The organism is Lachnospiraceae bacterium JLR.KK002, from assembly GCA_036941025.1.
Lineage (GTDB): Bacteria > Bacillota > Clostridia > Lachnospirales > Lachnospiraceae > Petralouisia.
On record JAYMNP010000001.1, the window covers coordinates 405,991 to 422,510 of the forward strand.

Genomic DNA, 16,520 nt, shown 5'->3' on the forward strand with positions numbered 1-16,520 from the left:
CCGCAGTTCAGGAGGAAAAAATCAATGAAATTAAAAAATATTCTGATTGTCGTAAAAGATATTGAAAAATCAAGACAGTTTTATCATGAACTGTTCGGACTCGATATGATACTTGACAACGAGGGTAATATGATTCTGACGGAAGGCCTTGTGCTCCAGGATGAAAAAATCTGGAAGGAATTTCTGGGAAAAGATATTATTGCAGAAAATAATTCCTGTGAACTGTATTTTGAGGAACCGGATATAGAAGGGTTTCTGGAAAAACTGGAACGACTGTATCCTTCCGTCCGGTATGTGAACAGGCTTATGACCCACAGATGGGGGCAGAAGGTCATACGCTTTTATGATCTGGACGGCAATCTGATTGAAGTAGGAACACCGATATAGTAAAAAAGCTGTTCATATGTCTTCCGGATTCCGATATATAAAATGATAAAACCGGTATAACCCGGAGACAGGAGGCGAAATGTACATGAAAGTAACAGGTTATACAGCAGGTCAGATGTTTTTACCGGATATTTATAACAGAGGGAACCAGAAGAACAGGGATATTACAGAAAGCAGGAAAAAATTTTCTCTGGAAAAACCGGAAGAACAGCGGGAAAGGGAGAAAAAATCCATATCAGAGGAGAATATAACTTCCGAAACGGACACGGATATTATTGTGAAACCGGACGGCTCCAGGGTATTGGTGGTGACTGTGCACACAGGGGGAATGGAGACAACCATGAGCCTTGAAATTTCAAAGCCCACAGATTTGCCCAATGAGAGCCGGGAGGAAGCTGAGCGTTCCGGACAGGATACGGGGAGTTTTTCGGCCTCCGTTTCTGATGACAAAGGCTCAGAAACGGAGGGGCAGACAGATATGTGAAGGAACAGGTTCTTTTCCTGTTTTGCAGGAAAGGCCCTGTCCCCTGACAGGTGAAAACGGTTTAGCGTCCGCCACATTTTTTCCCACGAAATAAACGCCGGCCAGCATTTCACCTGCGGATAAACCAAGTAAAAGGCCGGAGAGAAAATCCTTTACCGAAGAACCGCCAAGGGTCTGAGAGAGGGCCAGCAAGGCAATTCCCATTACGAGAAGTGTTCCTTTCCGGTAAAATCCTTTGATACAATCTGCCAGATACAGGTTTTTTCCAGTGCCTGCGGCGGAAAATCAAAAGAATTCCCTGACTTTGTAAGACATTGGATGATACGGTTCAGAGCGTGTTCCTTTTGAGCTGTTTCTGTGAGGAAGACAACGCGGCCGCTTCCCGCAACGCTTTTGTATCTGAAGCTGTAGCTGCAGGGGTTGTCCGGTGTGCCGCAAACAAGTTCATTTTTGCAGTCCATCTGGAACCAGATATTGGGGTTCTTCTTTAAGATGTCTGTTTTCCTGCCTTCTTCTGCACTGTGCAGATATAAAACCAGCTCTGTTCCCCGGCGGTCAAAGCCAAAATTCAGGGCGGCTCCGTATGGCATACCGGATTCGTCCACCATGGAAATATGTATCACATCGCAGGATTCGATTACGGCAAAAATATCATTGATGTTTTTGATTTCACGTTCTTTTCTTCTCAATTTTATCATCCTTTTCATATTTGTTCAGATTCAGAATAACTTCTGTATACCAAATGGGCCTGCCAGGCGCAGGTGGCAATTTACAGCGGAAAAACTGTTTTGTGGGTCTGCCGGAATTTCCCTGGCGTCATTCCGGTCAGTTTTTTAAACATTTTTCCAAAATAAGCGCTGTTATGGAAGCCTGTCATAAACGCTATATTTGTGACAGATTCATCTGTTTCCCGCAAAAGACGTTTTGCCTGTTCAATCCGGTAATGAATGAGATAATCCACAGGCGTCTGGTGAAAGGCATTCTTAAACGAGCGGATACATTCTTTCGGACTGATGTTTGCATACTCGGAGATGCTGGCAACCGTTATGTTTTCCTGATAATGTTTATGGATAAAACTTAAAATATCTTTGATGCGTTCATGGGTATGAACAGCCTGGCGCATCCTGGTTAAGGAGTGTAAAAGTTCCAGGAATTCTTTCCTGCTTTCTGTATCTTCTTTTATGATAATAACTTCAATGGATTGATTCTGCAGGACCGGGTTCAGGTATTTCGTTTCAAAAATGCTGCGGTAATGCCCTGCAAGCAGGATGGGGTGAAACAGGTGGGCGTGTTCAATGGCGGAGGACGTCCCTTCCGCTTTCCTCTTTGTGTTCATTATATTGGTATTGATAAAACAGGCTTCTCCCTGCCGGATAGCATACGTCCGGTTTACCGTTTCCACAATAACAGAACCTTTATACGCATAATTAAATTCCAGTTCTTCATGCCAGTGCCAGGGAATCGTAAAACTGGTCAAATCTCTTTCATGCATGGTGTATGGGAACTCATATGTAATCCCGTCAATCTGTTCCACTGCGTTTGCATCCTGTATAAACGAGTGATTCATTGTATGTCCTCCCACATTATGTCAGGGCTTCTTCTGCGATTACTGAAAACTGATTTATTATAAAAATATTCGCCGTTTTGTCTTTATATTTATATTATAAGTCTCCAAACTCATATTTTCAATCTGCTTTTTTTGATATAATCCATTTATCAATATGAAAGAATCAGGCATAGCGCCGACGGAAGAACAGATTCATGAAATAGCTGTGCGGTGTGCAAAAGCCTGCGGAGGACAGAAAGGGTCGGCTGAAATACTGTATCAGGATGATGTGGAAGAAATATACCGTATGGCATTGTAAAAATGACGCAGGCTGGAGAAATGAACGCCGGGAAAAATATCTGAAGAAAAGAACCGTTTCATTTTTCCTTGACAGAAAAAATTTTTGCATGTATAATTGACAAAAATTATTTCAGGAGGAACATGTATGTTAATTGCAATTGTAATGGAGAAAGCAGCAAAATAAATACTGCACAGACAGGTATTGCTTTCGTCTGGAAGTCTGTCCATTTTCAGGATGGAACGGGCCTGTCATAATTTCGCCTTACAATTGCTGAATCATCATGTGTGTCAATGGAACTCCGGGGAGAACAGGGACGCGTTCCTGTATTATAGCGGACGATAGGAAAGCATGGCTGTATGGCCATGTTTTTTTTATTCTACAGGAAAGACCTTGTCACGCTAAAGCACGCAAGTATTTCCTGTAAGAGAAAAGCCCTCCGGGCAGGATGCGCAGCTCAGGGATTTGTATGGCCATAGAAAAACTGACAGAGAGGGAAAGAATCGTGAATTTTGAAAAACAGATTGAATTTGATAAAGTAAAAGATTTGTGGATGGGTCTTGCAATGACGGAGTCTGCCAGAGAAAAAATAAGGCAGGCAACTTTTATTCTGGAGGAGGGAGAACTGCGAAAACAAATCAGAGACACTACCAACAGCAGGAAGCTGCTGGAGAAACTGGGTATGCCGCCTTTGCAGGAGGTGGAAGAAATCAGGGAAATCCTGGCGATTTCTGAGAAAGGGGACTGTCTGACGCCCTGGCAGCTGGAGCGGATGGAAAAAGGAATCACAGCCATCCGGCGTTTGAAAGATTATCTGGACAGGGGGAAAATGTATGAGAACCCGCTGGCATATTATGAAGAAAATCTGTATGTGGCGGAAGAACTGGGGGAAGAAATCAGCAGGCAGATTCGCAGTGAAGCGGTGGATGATTACGCTTCCGGGGAACTTCATCAGATTCGGAGCCGGATAACAAAATGTGAGGAGCAGATGAAGCAGAAAGCGGAGCAGATAATGCGGGCGAATCAGAACTATATGGCTGACAGTTACTGTACCCTCCGGAACGGAAGAATATGCGTACCTGTGAAAAAAGAATACAGAGGGAAGATTTCGGGGAGCGTGGCAGACAAATCGGCCACGGGAAATACTTTGTTTGTGGAACCGGCTGCTGTGGGAAAATATTACGAAGAACTGCAGATGTTAAAAATTGAGGAAGAAAATGAAGTGTACCGGATTTTGTACACACTGACAGCAATGGTTGCAGATGCGGCTGAGGAAATACAGGAAAATATCAGAATAATGGAAAAGCTGGATTTTATCTTTTCCAAAGGGAAACTGAGCATGGATTTGAACGGTACAGAGCCGGATATCAATACGGAGCGCAGGATATATCTGGAAGACGCAAGGCATCCTCTGATGGATTCTGCAGTCAATGTGCCTCTGCAGTTTGAACTGGGCGGGGAATTTCACGGTGTTGTGATTACCGGGCCCAATACCGGAGGAAAAACCGTTGCAATCAAGACGGTGATGTTAAACTGCATGATGGCCCAGTGCGGCCTGCACCCGGCCTGCCGGAAAGGAAATATCTGTATGAATAACGGATATCTGTGCGATATCGGCGACGGACAGAACCTTTCCGAAAATCTCTCCACTTTTTCCGCCCACATTAAAAGCGTACTGGAAATTCTGGAAGAAGCAGACCGGGACAGTTTGGTTATTATGGACGAACTGGGGTCCGGTACGGACCCGGCCGAAGGCATGGGCATAGCGGTGGCGGTGCTGGAGGAACTTCGGAACACCGGGGCGAATTTCCTGGTAACCACCCATTATCCGGAGGTGAAGGAATACGCAAAGACAGCGCAGGGCATGATAAATGCCAGGATGACCTTTGACAGGGAGACGCTGCGGCCCACCTATAAGATGGTGATTGGAGAAGCCGGGGAGAGCTGTGCGTTTTATATTGCAGACAGGCTGGGAATGCCGGAACGTATGCTGCAGAATGCAGTCTGCGCCGCCTATGGGGAACAGGCAGCCTGGGAATATCGGCAGCAGAGAGCCAGGAGCTTGCAGAAAGTCCGTTCGGCGGTCTGTCAGAACCAGGCAAAAGGCAGAACTGCCGGGGAGCCTGACTCACAGGCGGCAGGAGAATATTGCCGGAAGGAGAGCACAGCGCAAAAGAAATCCATACTTTTTGAAACCGTGGAATACCGGAAAGCAAGACATGAGATGGAGCGGAAATATACAGAAGAAGTCATCCGGTATGAAGAAAAATAATTCAGACTGCGGTTTCCCTGTCGGGGAGGAAGGGTATCCGTATCGGAAAAGATGGAAAAATACGGAAAAGGATGTTATAATCAGGAAAAGAAGCAGTGCAGCCGGAAAGGAGCAGTTGGAAATGAAATTTATTTCATGGAATGTAAATGGCCTGCGGGCCTGTGTCCAGAAAGGATTTCTGGAATTTTTCAGAGAAGCGGACGCAGATTTTTTCTGTATACAGGAAACAAAATTGCAGGAGGGACAGATTTCCCTGGATTTGCCGGAAGGATATGAGTCATACTGGAATTATGCCCGGAAAAAAGGATATTCCGGTACAGCCATTTTTACGAAGCATAAACCTCTGTCCGTTTCTTACGGAATGGGACAGGAGGAACATGATATGGAAGGTCGGCTGATTACGCTGGAATATGAGGTGTTTTATCTGGTGACCTGCTATACGCCCAATTCTCAGAATGAGCTTAAAAGGCTTCCCTACCGCATGGAGTGGGAGGAAGCTCTGCTTGGGTACCTGGATGGCCTGAAAAAGCAGAAATCCGTAATTTACTGCGGAGATTTGAATGTGGCTCACCAGGAAATTGATTTGAAAAATCCCAAAACCAACCGGAAGAATGCAGGATTTACCGATGAGGAACGGGAGAGATTTACCTTTCTTCTGAACCATGGTTATGTGGATACGTTCCGGCATTTTTATCCGGAGCTGGAGCAGGTGTATTCCTGGTGGTCTTATCGGTTCAAAGCCAGAGAGAAAAACGCGGGATGGCGGATTGACTATTTTGTGGTGTCGGAAGATTTGAAGGACAGGCTTGTGGATGCGAAAATTCACACGGAGGTGTTCGGTTCCGATCACTGTCCGGTGGAGCTGGAGACAGGATCCCTTACGGTATAATCTTTATGTGATTTGCGCGCAGGCATGGAAACAGAATATGTCTGCGTCAAATCCTGCGTTTACGTCAGAGAGGAACAGAAATGGAAAAAGGAGAAATCAGACTTCGGAACGTTATTGTACATATCCTGGATTCCACAGTGGGAATGCCGGTGCTTTCCGATACGCTGCTGGAGTACGGTTCCGACTTTGGAGATTTCCTGCGGGAGCATATTTACAGAGTCGCAGCCACAGATGACAGGAAAACCTGCCGGTTTCACAGAGAGGAGTCAGAGGTGTACCGGCAGCTGCAGGCTTTTGCGGAAGCAGGAATGAGCGATGAAATGTTTGTGGAAACAAGCCGACGTCTGGCAGAACGCCTGTATGGAATCATGAATAAAAATATTGAGATTCCTCAGGCGGATTTTGTAGTAGCTTTGTTTGAGACAGATGGAGAAAAATATCTTGCGCTGCTGAAAATGGATTACAGAACCTCCTATACCCACCAGACCCAGTCGGATGCTTTTGGAAATACCAATGAAATTATTAAATTCCGGGCAATTCTTCCCACAGAGACCCAGAAACTGTCGGAGGCCGCCCTTATCAGCCTGTCAGATTATACGATTTTCCTGACGGAGAAGAAATATGAGGTCAACGGGACAAAGATAAATTATTTTTCAAAACTGTTTTTAAACTGCAGCGGGGCCCTGTCCCCAAAATCCCAGCTTTCCATTGTCACCCGTGCCATTGATACGGTGCAGAAAAAGTATTTTAACGACGGGGAACAGTTTGAGGTACAGATGGAAACAAAGCAGATTATTCATGAACAGCTGGCGGAAACGGGAGCGGTAGACGTGCCTTTTGTGCTGGATCAGGTGTTCCGGGAAAAAGAAGAATACAAAGAAGAAGTGCAGGAAAAGCTGGAAAAATACAAAATGGGAACGGATGTCCGGATTGAGCCGCAGTCGGAGCATACGACCCGTAAATTTGAAAAGCAGCATCTGACTACCGATACCGGAGTGGAAATCAAAATTCCCATGGAGCAGTACCGGGACGGAGAACATATTGAGTTTATCACCAGTCCGGACGGGAGCATTTCAATTTTGATTAAAAATGTGGGGCATATTGACGCCAGGTAGCATATAGAGGGTCAGGGTGAGGAAACGGACGCGGAGAGGGCGGGAAAATGATGGATAATTTCATGGAACAGTATCAGAATGAGCTGACATATCAGGAAATCAGATCAAACAGATATACCATAAAAGGATACTGCTGGTTTCTCATGGCAACGGCTTTTATGTGGCTGCTGACAGTGACAGGTTTTTTTGAGGTGGATAAAAGGCTGATTACAATTGCCTTTTTATCCAACCTTGTATTATTTGTTCCGGCAATCGTCGTTTATTGTAGAGTAATCTGTCCGATGCATGGATTAAATATTTTCTCTTGTCGCTGATTTGTGTGGGCTCGGCAGTGATTGTCTCCTTTTTATCTTTTCATGCGGTGCTGCTGTACGTGGCGCCTCTGCTGTTTGCTGTTTTGTACAGAAGGCGCAGTACCATCTGGTTTGTGTACGGGGTCAATACGGTTACCATGCTTGTCAGCTCCCTTATCAGCTTTTTTTACGGAATCTGTGATTTGAATCTTCTGCTGGAAAGCCAGCATGTCAGAAGCTGGTATCTGGATATTATTACGGAGAACGGGCTGAACATTCCCTTTAATGAAAATCCGGTTTTTATTATTCTTGTATTTGAAGTGTTTCCGAGAAGTGTTATCCTTCTGGTATTTGCGGTTATGCTGCAGTATTCTGTGGTCAGCAGCAATGAAGATGCGTATCGGATTGCGCAGCTCACCTGCCTCAAAGAGACAGATATGGGAACAAAGGTGTTCAATAAAAATAAATATGTGGAAATGTCGGAGGAATATTATCCGAAGATGGAGCGGATAGGGGTATTATTCTGGGACTTAAATAATCTGAAATGTATTAATGATGTATATGGCCATGCCGCAGGAGATAAGGCCATAGAAACATTGTCAGCGATTCTTCTGGCCCATTCCGGTGATGACTGCCGCATTTACCGAATTGGCGGAGATGAATTTCTGATGATACTGGACAATCCGCAGGAAAATGAGCCGGAGCGTATCATACAGACGGTGCACAGAGAGCTGGAAGCTGAAAACAGAGACAAAAGAGTTCAGATATCAGGCGCGGTGGGATATGCATCTGGAAAGGGCAGGGATATTGCAGAGGTTGTAAAAGCAGCAGACGCCCGTATGTATGAGAATAAAAAGCAGAGCAGGGAGGGAAGAAGGGGATGAAAAGATTTAAGGTCGTTGCAGGATGGGTCTCCGGTCTGGCAGCCGCAGTTTTTTTGCTGATGTATGGCCTGTATCGTTATGTTTTCTGTTTTCCGCCGGAAAAACGTCCCGATGTACGCAGCATTCCCAATAGCAGGCTCTACCGGCAGCACCGCACCCGGATGCTGGAAATTGTGGAGAAAATGGAGCAGGGGCCTTATGAGGAGGTCTCTGTTCTTTCCCAGGACGGTCTTCGTCTGTATGGAAAATTATATTATATAAAAAAGGGTGCGCCGATTGTTATTTTCTGCCACGGCTACCACGGAACAGCGGCCTGGGACGGATACGGATTTTTCAGAGCCTGCATGGAGAACGGGATTAATATTCTTATGACAGATCAGCGGGCCCATGGAAAGAGTCAGGGCAGAGTCATCACTTTCGGGATTATGGAGCGGTATGACTGTAAAACCTGGAGTGAATATGCTATGGAGCGATTTGGAACCTGGACAGATGTTTTCCTTGCGGGGGTATCCATGGGCGCAGCTTCTGTTATCATGTCCTCTGAGCTGGGCCTGCCCCGGAATGTCCGGGGCCTTATGGCAGACTGCGGCTATTCCAGGCCGGCTGCAATCATAATGGAAACAGTGAAATCAATGGGACTTCCGGTAAAACCGGTATATCTGCTTTTGAAGTATGGGGCGCGTCTCTTTGGCTCCTTCAATCTGGAGGCCGCCACCGGGCTGGAAGCTGCTCAAAAATTAAATATTCCGGTTCTGTTTTTCCACGGCGGACAGGATACCATTGTGCCCCTGTCCATGGGGAAGGAACTTTATCAGTCCTGTGCCGGAACCAGGAGATGGGTGACGATTGAAAATGCCGACCATGCGAACAGTGCAATGACGGATTATAAAACATACGAAACAGCAGTGTTGCAGTTTATGGAGAAGTGCCTGGAAGAAAAAGAAAACCAGTTCAGCCGCACCCCTTGAGACAAGCCTCAGACCGCCTGTCAGGCAGGCTGACCGCTGCCGTTACAAAAAAAGTAAAAAAAATGAAAAAAAGGTGTTGACAAATTTCCCCATAGCAGATATAATAGCTATTGTCAGTTGTGCAGGAGTGGCGGAATTGGCAGACGCGCAGGCTTCAGGTGCCTGTGGTAGCAATATCGTGTGGGTTCAAGTCCCATCTCCTGCATTTGAATTTCAAGAAGAGCTGTTGCAGATAGCAATAGCTCTTTTTCTTCTTATTCTACAGGAAAAACCTTGTCACGCTAATGCGCGAAAGTGTCTTCCTGTAGAATAAAAATTAAGATGCCCACGCAAATGCAAAGAAATACCGGAAAGGAGTACTATGTTATACAGAACAAATCCAAAGAATCAGCAGCAGTTGTCTGTTTTAGGGTACGGATGTTTACGTTTTTCAAAAAAAGGTACCTCCATCGACCAGGAAAAGGCAGAGCGTGAACTGCTCCTTGCTCTGGAAAACGGGGTAAATTATTTTGACACAGCCTATACATATGGGGGAAGCGAGGCCTGTCTGGGTAAATTTCTGGCGAAAGGCCACCGTGATAAGGTAAATATTGCCACAAAACTGCCCCATTATTATCTGAAACAGCCGGGAGATATGGAGCGGTATTTCAGGGAGCAGTTAGATCGTCTTCAGACAGATCATGTGGAATATTATCTGATGCATATGCTGAACGATGTGGCGGCCTGGGAAAGAATAAAAGAACTTGGCGTCGAAGAATGGATTGCGGATAAAAAAGCTAAAGGCCAGATACGGAATATCGGCTTTTCTTTTCATGGAAATACGGATAATTTTCTGAAAATACTGGAGGCATATAACTGGGATTTCTGCCAGATTCAGTACAATTATATGGATGAGCATTCCCAGGCGGGAAGGCGGGGACTGAAACGCGCCCATGAAAAAGGAATCCCTGTTATCATTATGGAGCCTCTGCGGGGCGGACGTCTGGTGCAGGGGCTTCCAAAAAGGGCTGCCAGAATTCTGGAAAAAACCGGGTACAGTCCGGCGGAATGGGGACTGCGCTGGCTCTGGAACCAGCCGGAGGTAACGGTAGTGCTGTCGGGCATGAATGACGCCGCGCAGGTGAGAGAAAATGTACGGATTGCTTCAAAGGCCAGGGCGGGCTGTATGACAGAGAAGGGAATGGCGGTTCTGGAACAGGTGAAAGGGGAAATCAACCGATGTATGAAAGTGCCCTGTACAGGCTGCGGCTACTGTATGCCATGCCCCGGCGGCGTGGATATACCGGGCTGTTTTGCCGCATATAATACCAGGTACACAGACAGCTGGTTCAGCGGCATGAAAGATTATTTCATGTGCACCACCCTGCGCACCAATCCAACCAATGCTTCCGGGTGCCTGAAATGCGGGAAATGCGAACAGCACTGCCCTCAGAAAATTTCCATCCGGGAGGAGCTGGAACAGGTGAAAAAGCATATGGAAACACCTGCCTGGAAGCTGGCAAAGGCCATTGCAGGGCGGATTGGAAATTACTGACAGGGCGCCGGGAACCCTCGGATTTCGACCATATTTTTCATGTCAGGCTGCTCCTCTGTCCGGGTTTTGTAAAAATCTGCGGATTTTTTGTGAAAAATAAAGGAAATGAGGAATTTGTGCGGAATATATCATATGAGAGGTGATGGGAAATGCTTATCAGAGAAAATATGGAGCTGCTGGAGCGAACCTATTTAAGCCCCTTTGCTACGCTGAGCCAGAATTCCAGGGGACGTGACAGAGAGGAACCTCAGTGTGATATCCGTCCGGTATTTCAGAGGGACAGAGACAGGATTCTCCACTGCAAATCGTTCCGGCGGCTGAAGCATAAGACGCAGGTATTTCTGACGCCAAGGGGCGACCATTACCGTACCAGACTGACCCATACTCTGGAGGTATCCCAGAATGCCCGCACCATTGCAAAGGCTCTGCGGCTCAACGAGGATTTAGTGGAGGCTATTGCGCTGGGCCATGATCTGGGGCATACGCCCTTTGGACATGCAGGGGAACATATGCTGAATGAAATCTGCGAAGGCGGGTTCCGGCATAATGAGCAGAGTGTCCGCATTGTAGAGAAGCTGGAAAAGGACGGACAGGGACTGAATCTGACCTGGGAGGTACGGGATGGAATGATGAATCATCAGACCAGGCTGATGCCCTCTACCATGGAAGGAAAAATTGTGCGTCTTTCTGATAAAATTGCATATATTAACCATGATATAGATGACGCCATTCGGGGCAGGGTGCTTTCTGAGAAAGACATACCGGCAGAGTACCGGGAGATTCTCGGAGATACCACCCGGAAGAGGCTGGATACTTTTATACATAATATTATTACCAACAGCCTTGGCAGGAACGATATCTGTATGTCGGAGGATGTGGAGCAGGCCATGAAGGGCCTGCGGAAATTTATGTTTCAGAATGTATACCGGAATCCGGTGGCAAAAGGAGAAGAGGAACGGGCCAAGGATTTGTTAAGCCGGCTGTTTATCTATTATAACAGGCATACGGACTGCCTGCCCCAACAGTATCTTCAGATGATGGAGCAGGGAGAGAAGAAAGAACGTGTGGTCTGCGATTATATTGCAGGTATGACAGACCGCTATGCCATTGCCAAATTTGAAGAATATTTCATGCCGAAAGCCTGGCAGGTAAATTAAAGTGGCAAACCGGCCGAATGGCAGGGTTTCACATGTGTACGGACAGGAAAGGAGAAGTAAATGCCTTTTTATTCCGAGGAATTAATAGAAGAAGTGCGTTCTGCCAATGATATTGTAGATGTGATTTCAGGATATGTGCGTTTGCAGAAGAAGGGCAGTACGCATTTTGGGCTGTGTCCCTTTCACAGTGAACGGACGCCGTCCTTTTCCGTCTCTCAGGGAAAACAGATGTATTACTGCTTTGGCTGCGGAGCCGGAGGAAATGTTATTACATTTCTGATGCAGTACGAAAACGCCACCTTTCAGGAAGCCATGGAGACTCTGGCCGGGAAAGCGGGAATTGAACTCCCGAAACAGGAGCTGTCCGGCAGAGCCAGACAGGAAGCAGACAGGCGGGCCCGGCTTCTGGAAATCAATAAGGCGGCGGCAAAATATTTTTATGCCCAGCTTCGGATGGAACAGGGCCGGACGGGAATGGAGTATTTTGCAAACCGGGGCCTGAGCGGGGAGATTATGAAGAAATTCGGACTGGGCTATGCCAATAAGTTCAGTGATGATTTATATAAATATCTGAGGCAGCAGGGATATGAGGATTCCCTGTTAAAAGATTCCGGGCTGGTGTCCATTGATGAGAAGCGGGGTGGCCAGGATAAGTTCTGGAACCGGGTGATGTTTCCTATTATGGATGTGAACCACCGGGTGATTGGGTTTGGCGGACGTGTGATGGGAAAAGGAGAACCCAAATACCTGAATTCACCGGAAACCATGATTTTTGACAAGAGCAGGAATCTGTATGGCCTGAATCTGGCCAGAGCTTCCAAAAGGCCTTACATTCTGCTGTGCGAAGGCTATATGGATGTGATAGCGCTCCATCAGGCAGGATTTGACAATGCGGTGGCGTCGCTGGGCACCGCATTTACTCAGGGCCATGCAAATCTTTTAAAGCGTTATACCAAAGAGGTATACTGTACCTTTGACAGCGACGGAGCCGGGATTAAGGCGGCGCTGCGGGCCATTCCCATATTAAAGGAAGCAGGGCTTACCGCGAAAATCATAGACATGAGGCCGTATAAAGACCCGGATGAATTTATCAAAGCCCAGGGAGCAAAAGAGTATCAGCGGAGAATTGATGGTGCAAAGAACAGTTTTATGTTTGAAATTGAGGTGCTTGAGCAGAACTATGACCTGAAAGACCCGGAAGGAAAAACAGCGTTTTATAATGCCATTGCTGAAAAGCTGCTGGAATTTGAGGAAGAACTGGAGCGCAACAACTATATAGAAGCCATTGCCGGGAAATACCAGATGGGATTTGAAAACCTGCGGAAACTGGTGCTTCACATGGGAACAAAAGTGGGCATTGCCAGAGATACCCGCCCATTGAAATCAGGCGTCAGTGAGAAGAATAAAAAGCCGAAAGAGGACGGGATGAAGCAGTCCCAGAAACTGATGCTGACATGGCTTCTGGAAGAACCGGAACTGTTCCGGCTGACAGAGCCGTATATCGGGCCGGAGGATTTTACGGAAGACCTTTACCGGAAAGCAGCAGAAGCTGTTTTTACCCAGTACAGAGAGGAAGGAGTGGTGAACCCTGCCAGAATTATCAGTATGTTTGATGAGGAGGAACAGCAGCAGGAGATAGCCGGGCTGTTCCATGCAAGGCTGGAGAAGGTTACCACACAGCCGGAACGGGAAAAAGCCCTGAAAGAAACGGTCATAAGACTGAAAGAGAACAGTATCAGCTACCGTTCCCGTCATCTGGAGCCTTCGGATATGGAGGGGCTGCAAAAGCTGGTTGCTGATAAAAAGAACATGCAGCAGCTTCAGAAGGTGGAATTTTCCTGGTAGATGACAGCCGCCGGAGACGGCTGCCGGATGCTGCCGGGAAGAGCCCTCATGGCAAACTGAATATTTCCAACGAATAAGGACAAAATATAAACAACGAATGGAAGGATGAAACGAAATGGAAGAAAAAAGTAAATTTATCGAAAAGCTGCAGGAGTTGTTATCCATGGCGAAAAAGAAAAAGAATGTCCTGGAATATCAGGAAATCAGCGACTTTTTTCATGACATGGAACTGGATGCGGAAAAATTTGAAAAAATCCTTGACTTTCTGGAAGCCAACAATATTGATGTGCTGCGGATTTCCGATGATGACGATGACGATATCCTCATAGATGAAGAGGAAGAAGTAGAAGTTGAGAATATCGACCTTTCCGTTCCGGATGGAATTTCCATCGAAGATCCTGTTCGTATGTATTTAAAGGAAATCGGTAAGGTGCCTCTGCTCAGTGCAGAGGAGGAAATTGAGCTGGCAAAGCGCATGGAGCTGGGAGACCAGGAGGCCAAGAAACGTCTTGCAGAGGCCAATCTGCGTCTGGTAGTATCCATTGCAAAGCGTTATGTAGGGCGCGGGATGCTGTTTCTGGATTTGATTCAGGAAGGGAATCTGGGGCTTATTAAAGCTGTGGAAAAATTCGATTACCGGAAAGGCTACAAATTTTCCACCTATGCGACCTGGTGGATTCGTCAGGCCATTACCAGAGCCATTGCGGATCAGGCCAGAACGATTCGGATTCCTGTCCATATGGTGGAAACCATTAACAAATTAATCCGTGTCTCCAGACAGTTGCTGCAGGAACTGGGCCGGGAACCCTCTCCGGAGGAAATCGCGGAAGAAATGAATATGCCGGTAGACCGTGTCCGGGAAATTCTGAAGATTTCCCAGGAGCCGGTATCTCTGGAAACACCCATCGGAGAAGAAGAAGACAGCCATCTGGGAGACTTCATTCAGGATGACAATGTGCCGGTTCCGGCAGATGCGGCGGCATTTACCCTGCTGAAAGAACAGCTTGTGGAAGTGCTGGGGACGCTGACGGAGCGGGAACAGAAAGTGCTGCGGCTGCGATTCGGCCTGGACGACGGGCGTGCCAGAACACTGGAAGAAGTGGGAAAAGAATTTAACGTGACCAGAGAGAGAATCCGTCAGATTGAGGCCAAGGCACTGCGGAAGCTGCGCCATCCCAGCAGAAGCCGCAAGCTGAAAGATTATCTGGACTGAAATTTATAAAAAGATGAGTATTGACGAAACAGAGCAGGAGTTTGTATAAAATATGGTACAATTATCGAAAAGACTGCAGGCAGTGGCAGATTTTGTGGATAACTGCGGTATTTTGGCGGACGTGGGCACTGACCACGGATACATACCTGTCTGTCTGGTGGAATGGGGGAAAGCCAGGAGAGCTATTGCAATGGATGTGAATCAGGGGCCGCTGCTGCGGGCCGAAGAACATATCCGCCGGTATGGCATGGGGAAACGGATAGAGACCCGGCTGTCTGACGGATGCAGCGCACTGAAGCCCGGAGAAGCGGATGTGATTGTGATTTCCGGAATGGGAGGCGGCCTGATGATGGAAATTCTCCGGCAGGGAGAGCAGGTTGTCAGAACCGCCGAATCTCTGGTGCTGCAGCCCCAGTCAGAACTGATGGCTTTCCGGGAGTTTCTGTATGAAAACGGATATGAAATCAAAGCGGAAACCATGGTGCAGGAAGACGGCAAATACTATCCTGTGATAAAGGCGCGTACCGCAGCCTCAGCCGGCATGTCAGAGGAATCTACGACAGCCGGACGGGAACCGTATCTGCCTGCAAATCTGCCGGGGCACATTTCCGAAGAACAGTACGCAAGGATAGCCTTCCGGTACGGGCCCATGCTGCTGGCACAGAACCATCCGGTGTTAAGGGAATACCTGCTGAACCAGAAGGAGCAAAAAGAGAAAATTCTGCTTCATTTAAGGGAAAATGCCAGGCAGAACGCCAGAGGCCGTATGGAAGAAGTACAGCAGGAACTGGAGGATGTGAGAAAGGCTCTGGAATGGTTTGAATGTCCGGAGGAAAGGAGAATCATATGATTTGTCGGGAAATCATAGATATATTACAGGAGCAGTCGCCGGAACGGTATGCCTGCCACTGGGATAACGTGGGACTTCTGGTGGGAAATCCTGAGAAAGAAGTGAATACTGTTTATATCGCGCTGGACGCCACGGAGGAAACCATTGCAGAGGCGGCGGAAGCGGAAGCTGATTTGCTGCTGACCCATCATCCTCTGATTTTTCAGGGCCTGAAAAAAGTAAATACCGAAGATTTTACAGGACGCAGAGTGATAACTCTGATTCAGAATGATATTTCCTGTTATGCCATGCATACAAATTTTGACGTGAAAGGCATGGCGCAGCTTGGCGCCGAACGTATGGGCCTTACTGACTGTCAGGTTCTGGATGTCACCTGTCAGGAAGAACAGGAAGAAGGTATCGGGAAAGCCGGCCTGCTTCCCTGCACCATGACAGTGGCAGAGTGTGCAGGGAAAGTGAAAGAGGCTTTTGGGGTAGAGCTGGTGAAGATTTTCGGCAGGCCGGATGACAGAGTGGCAAAAGCGGCAATCTGTCCCGGTTCCGGAAAAAGCGTAATTGGAAAAGCAATTGCTGCAGGAGCCCAGGTTCTGATTACCGGGGATATCGACCATCACGACGGAATCGACAGCGCGGCTCAGGGCCTTGCCATTATTGACGCAGGTCATTATGGGGTGGAGAAAATGTTTATTTCCTATATGGAGACATATCTGAAGGAACGTACCTCAGGAATCAGGATTATTGCACAGCCGGAAAAACAGCCATTTCTGTACCGGTAGATTTGCAGG

Annotated in this window: 15 protein-coding genes and 1 tRNA gene; 14 read left to right on the forward strand and 2 right to left on the reverse strand. The window is 47.2% G+C overall.

Annotation, left to right across the window (positions count from 1 at the left end):
• The first annotated feature begins 24 nt into the window (after positions 1 to 24).
• Entirely contained in the window at positions 25 to 387 is a 363-nt protein-coding gene (locus VSQ32_01980; protein MEH2941649.1) for a VOC family protein, read from the forward strand.
• An 85-nt stretch (positions 388 to 472) separates the two neighbouring features.
• Entirely contained in the window at positions 473 to 871 is a 399-nt protein-coding gene (locus tag VSQ32_01985; protein MEH2941650.1) for a hypothetical protein, read from the forward strand.
• Between the two features lie 203 nt (positions 872 to 1,074).
• Here VSQ32_01985 and VSQ32_01990 read toward each other — a convergent pair whose 3' ends face one another.
• Together VSQ32_01990 and VSQ32_01995 are read right to left on the reverse strand one after the other, a co-directional pair.
• Positions 1,075 to 1,560, reverse strand: coding sequence for a pyridoxamine 5'-phosphate oxidase family protein (locus tag VSQ32_01990; protein ID MEH2941651.1), 486 nt, complete (start codon positions 1,558 to 1,560; stop codon positions 1,075 to 1,077).
• 80 nt (positions 1,561 to 1,640) lie between these two features.
• The gene (locus VSQ32_01995; GenBank protein MEH2941652.1) at positions 1,641 to 2,438 is read right to left on the reverse strand and encodes an AraC family transcriptional regulator; all 798 of its coding nucleotides are present in this window, start codon (positions 2,436 to 2,438) and stop codon (positions 1,641 to 1,643) included.
• A gap of 782 nt (positions 2,439 to 3,220) precedes the next feature.
• Here VSQ32_01995 and VSQ32_02000 point away from each other — a divergent pair.
• The 12 genes from VSQ32_02000 to VSQ32_02055 all read left to right on the forward strand — a co-directional run bounded on the left by VSQ32_02000 (position 3,221) and on the right by VSQ32_02055 (position 16,511).
• Entirely contained in the window at positions 3,221 to 4,987 is a 1,767-nt protein-coding gene (locus tag VSQ32_02000; protein ID MEH2941653.1) for a DNA mismatch repair protein MutS, read from the forward strand.
• Positions 4,988 to 5,108: 121 nt separating this feature from the next.
• A complete protein-coding gene (locus VSQ32_02005; protein MEH2941654.1) occupies positions 5,109 to 5,876 on the forward strand; it encodes an exodeoxyribonuclease III in 768 nt (255 codons plus the stop codon).
• Between the two features lie 80 nt (positions 5,877 to 5,956).
• Complete coding sequence (locus VSQ32_02010) at positions 5,957 to 6,991, forward strand: nucleoid-associated protein (GenBank protein MEH2941655.1); 1,035 nt, start codon at positions 5,957 to 5,959, stop codon at positions 6,989 to 6,991.
• Positions 6,992 to 7,322: 331 nt separating this feature from the next.
• Positions 7,323 to 8,168, forward strand: coding sequence for a diguanylate cyclase (locus VSQ32_02015; protein ID MEH2941656.1), 846 nt, complete (start codon positions 7,323 to 7,325; stop codon positions 8,166 to 8,168).
• Positions 8,165 to 9,136, forward strand: coding sequence for an alpha/beta hydrolase (locus tag VSQ32_02020; GenBank protein ID MEH2941657.1), 972 nt, complete (start codon positions 8,165 to 8,167; stop codon positions 9,134 to 9,136). The genes VSQ32_02015 and VSQ32_02020 overlap by 4 nt, the downstream gene beginning before the upstream one ends.
• Before the next feature lie 121 nt (positions 9,137 to 9,257).
• Positions 9,258 to 9,341: transfer RNA gene (locus VSQ32_02025), tRNA-Leu, on the forward strand.
• A gap of 156 nt (positions 9,342 to 9,497) precedes the next feature.
• Complete coding sequence (locus VSQ32_02030; GenBank protein MEH2941658.1) at positions 9,498 to 10,670, forward strand: aldo/keto reductase; 1,173 nt, start codon at positions 9,498 to 9,500, stop codon at positions 10,668 to 10,670.
• Positions 10,671 to 10,819: 149 nt separating this feature from the next.
• On the forward strand, positions 10,820 to 11,827 hold the full coding sequence (locus VSQ32_02035) for a deoxyguanosinetriphosphate triphosphohydrolase (protein ID MEH2941659.1): 1,008 nt from the start codon (positions 10,820 to 10,822) through the stop codon (positions 11,825 to 11,827).
• A 60-nt stretch (positions 11,828 to 11,887) separates the two neighbouring features.
• Positions 11,888 to 13,672: a DNA primase gene (dnaG, locus tag VSQ32_02040; protein ID MEH2941660.1), complete on the forward strand. Its 1,785-nt coding sequence runs from the start codon at positions 11,888 to 11,890 to the stop codon at positions 13,670 to 13,672.
• Positions 13,673 to 13,787: 115 nt separating this feature from the next.
• Positions 13,788 to 14,885: an RNA polymerase sigma factor RpoD gene (rpoD, locus tag VSQ32_02045; protein MEH2941661.1), complete on the forward strand. Its 1,098-nt coding sequence runs from the start codon at positions 13,788 to 13,790 to the stop codon at positions 14,883 to 14,885.
• A gap of 52 nt (positions 14,886 to 14,937) precedes the next feature.
• Positions 14,938 to 15,735, forward strand: a complete 798-nt coding sequence (locus VSQ32_02050; protein ID MEH2941662.1) for a class I SAM-dependent methyltransferase — start codon at positions 14,938 to 14,940, stop codon at positions 15,733 to 15,735.
• Entirely contained in the window at positions 15,732 to 16,511 is a 780-nt protein-coding gene (locus VSQ32_02055) for a Nif3-like dinuclear metal center hexameric protein (protein MEH2941663.1), read from the forward strand. The genes VSQ32_02050 and VSQ32_02055 overlap by 4 nt, the downstream gene beginning before the upstream one ends.
• Positions 16,512 to 16,520: the final 9 nt, after the last annotated feature.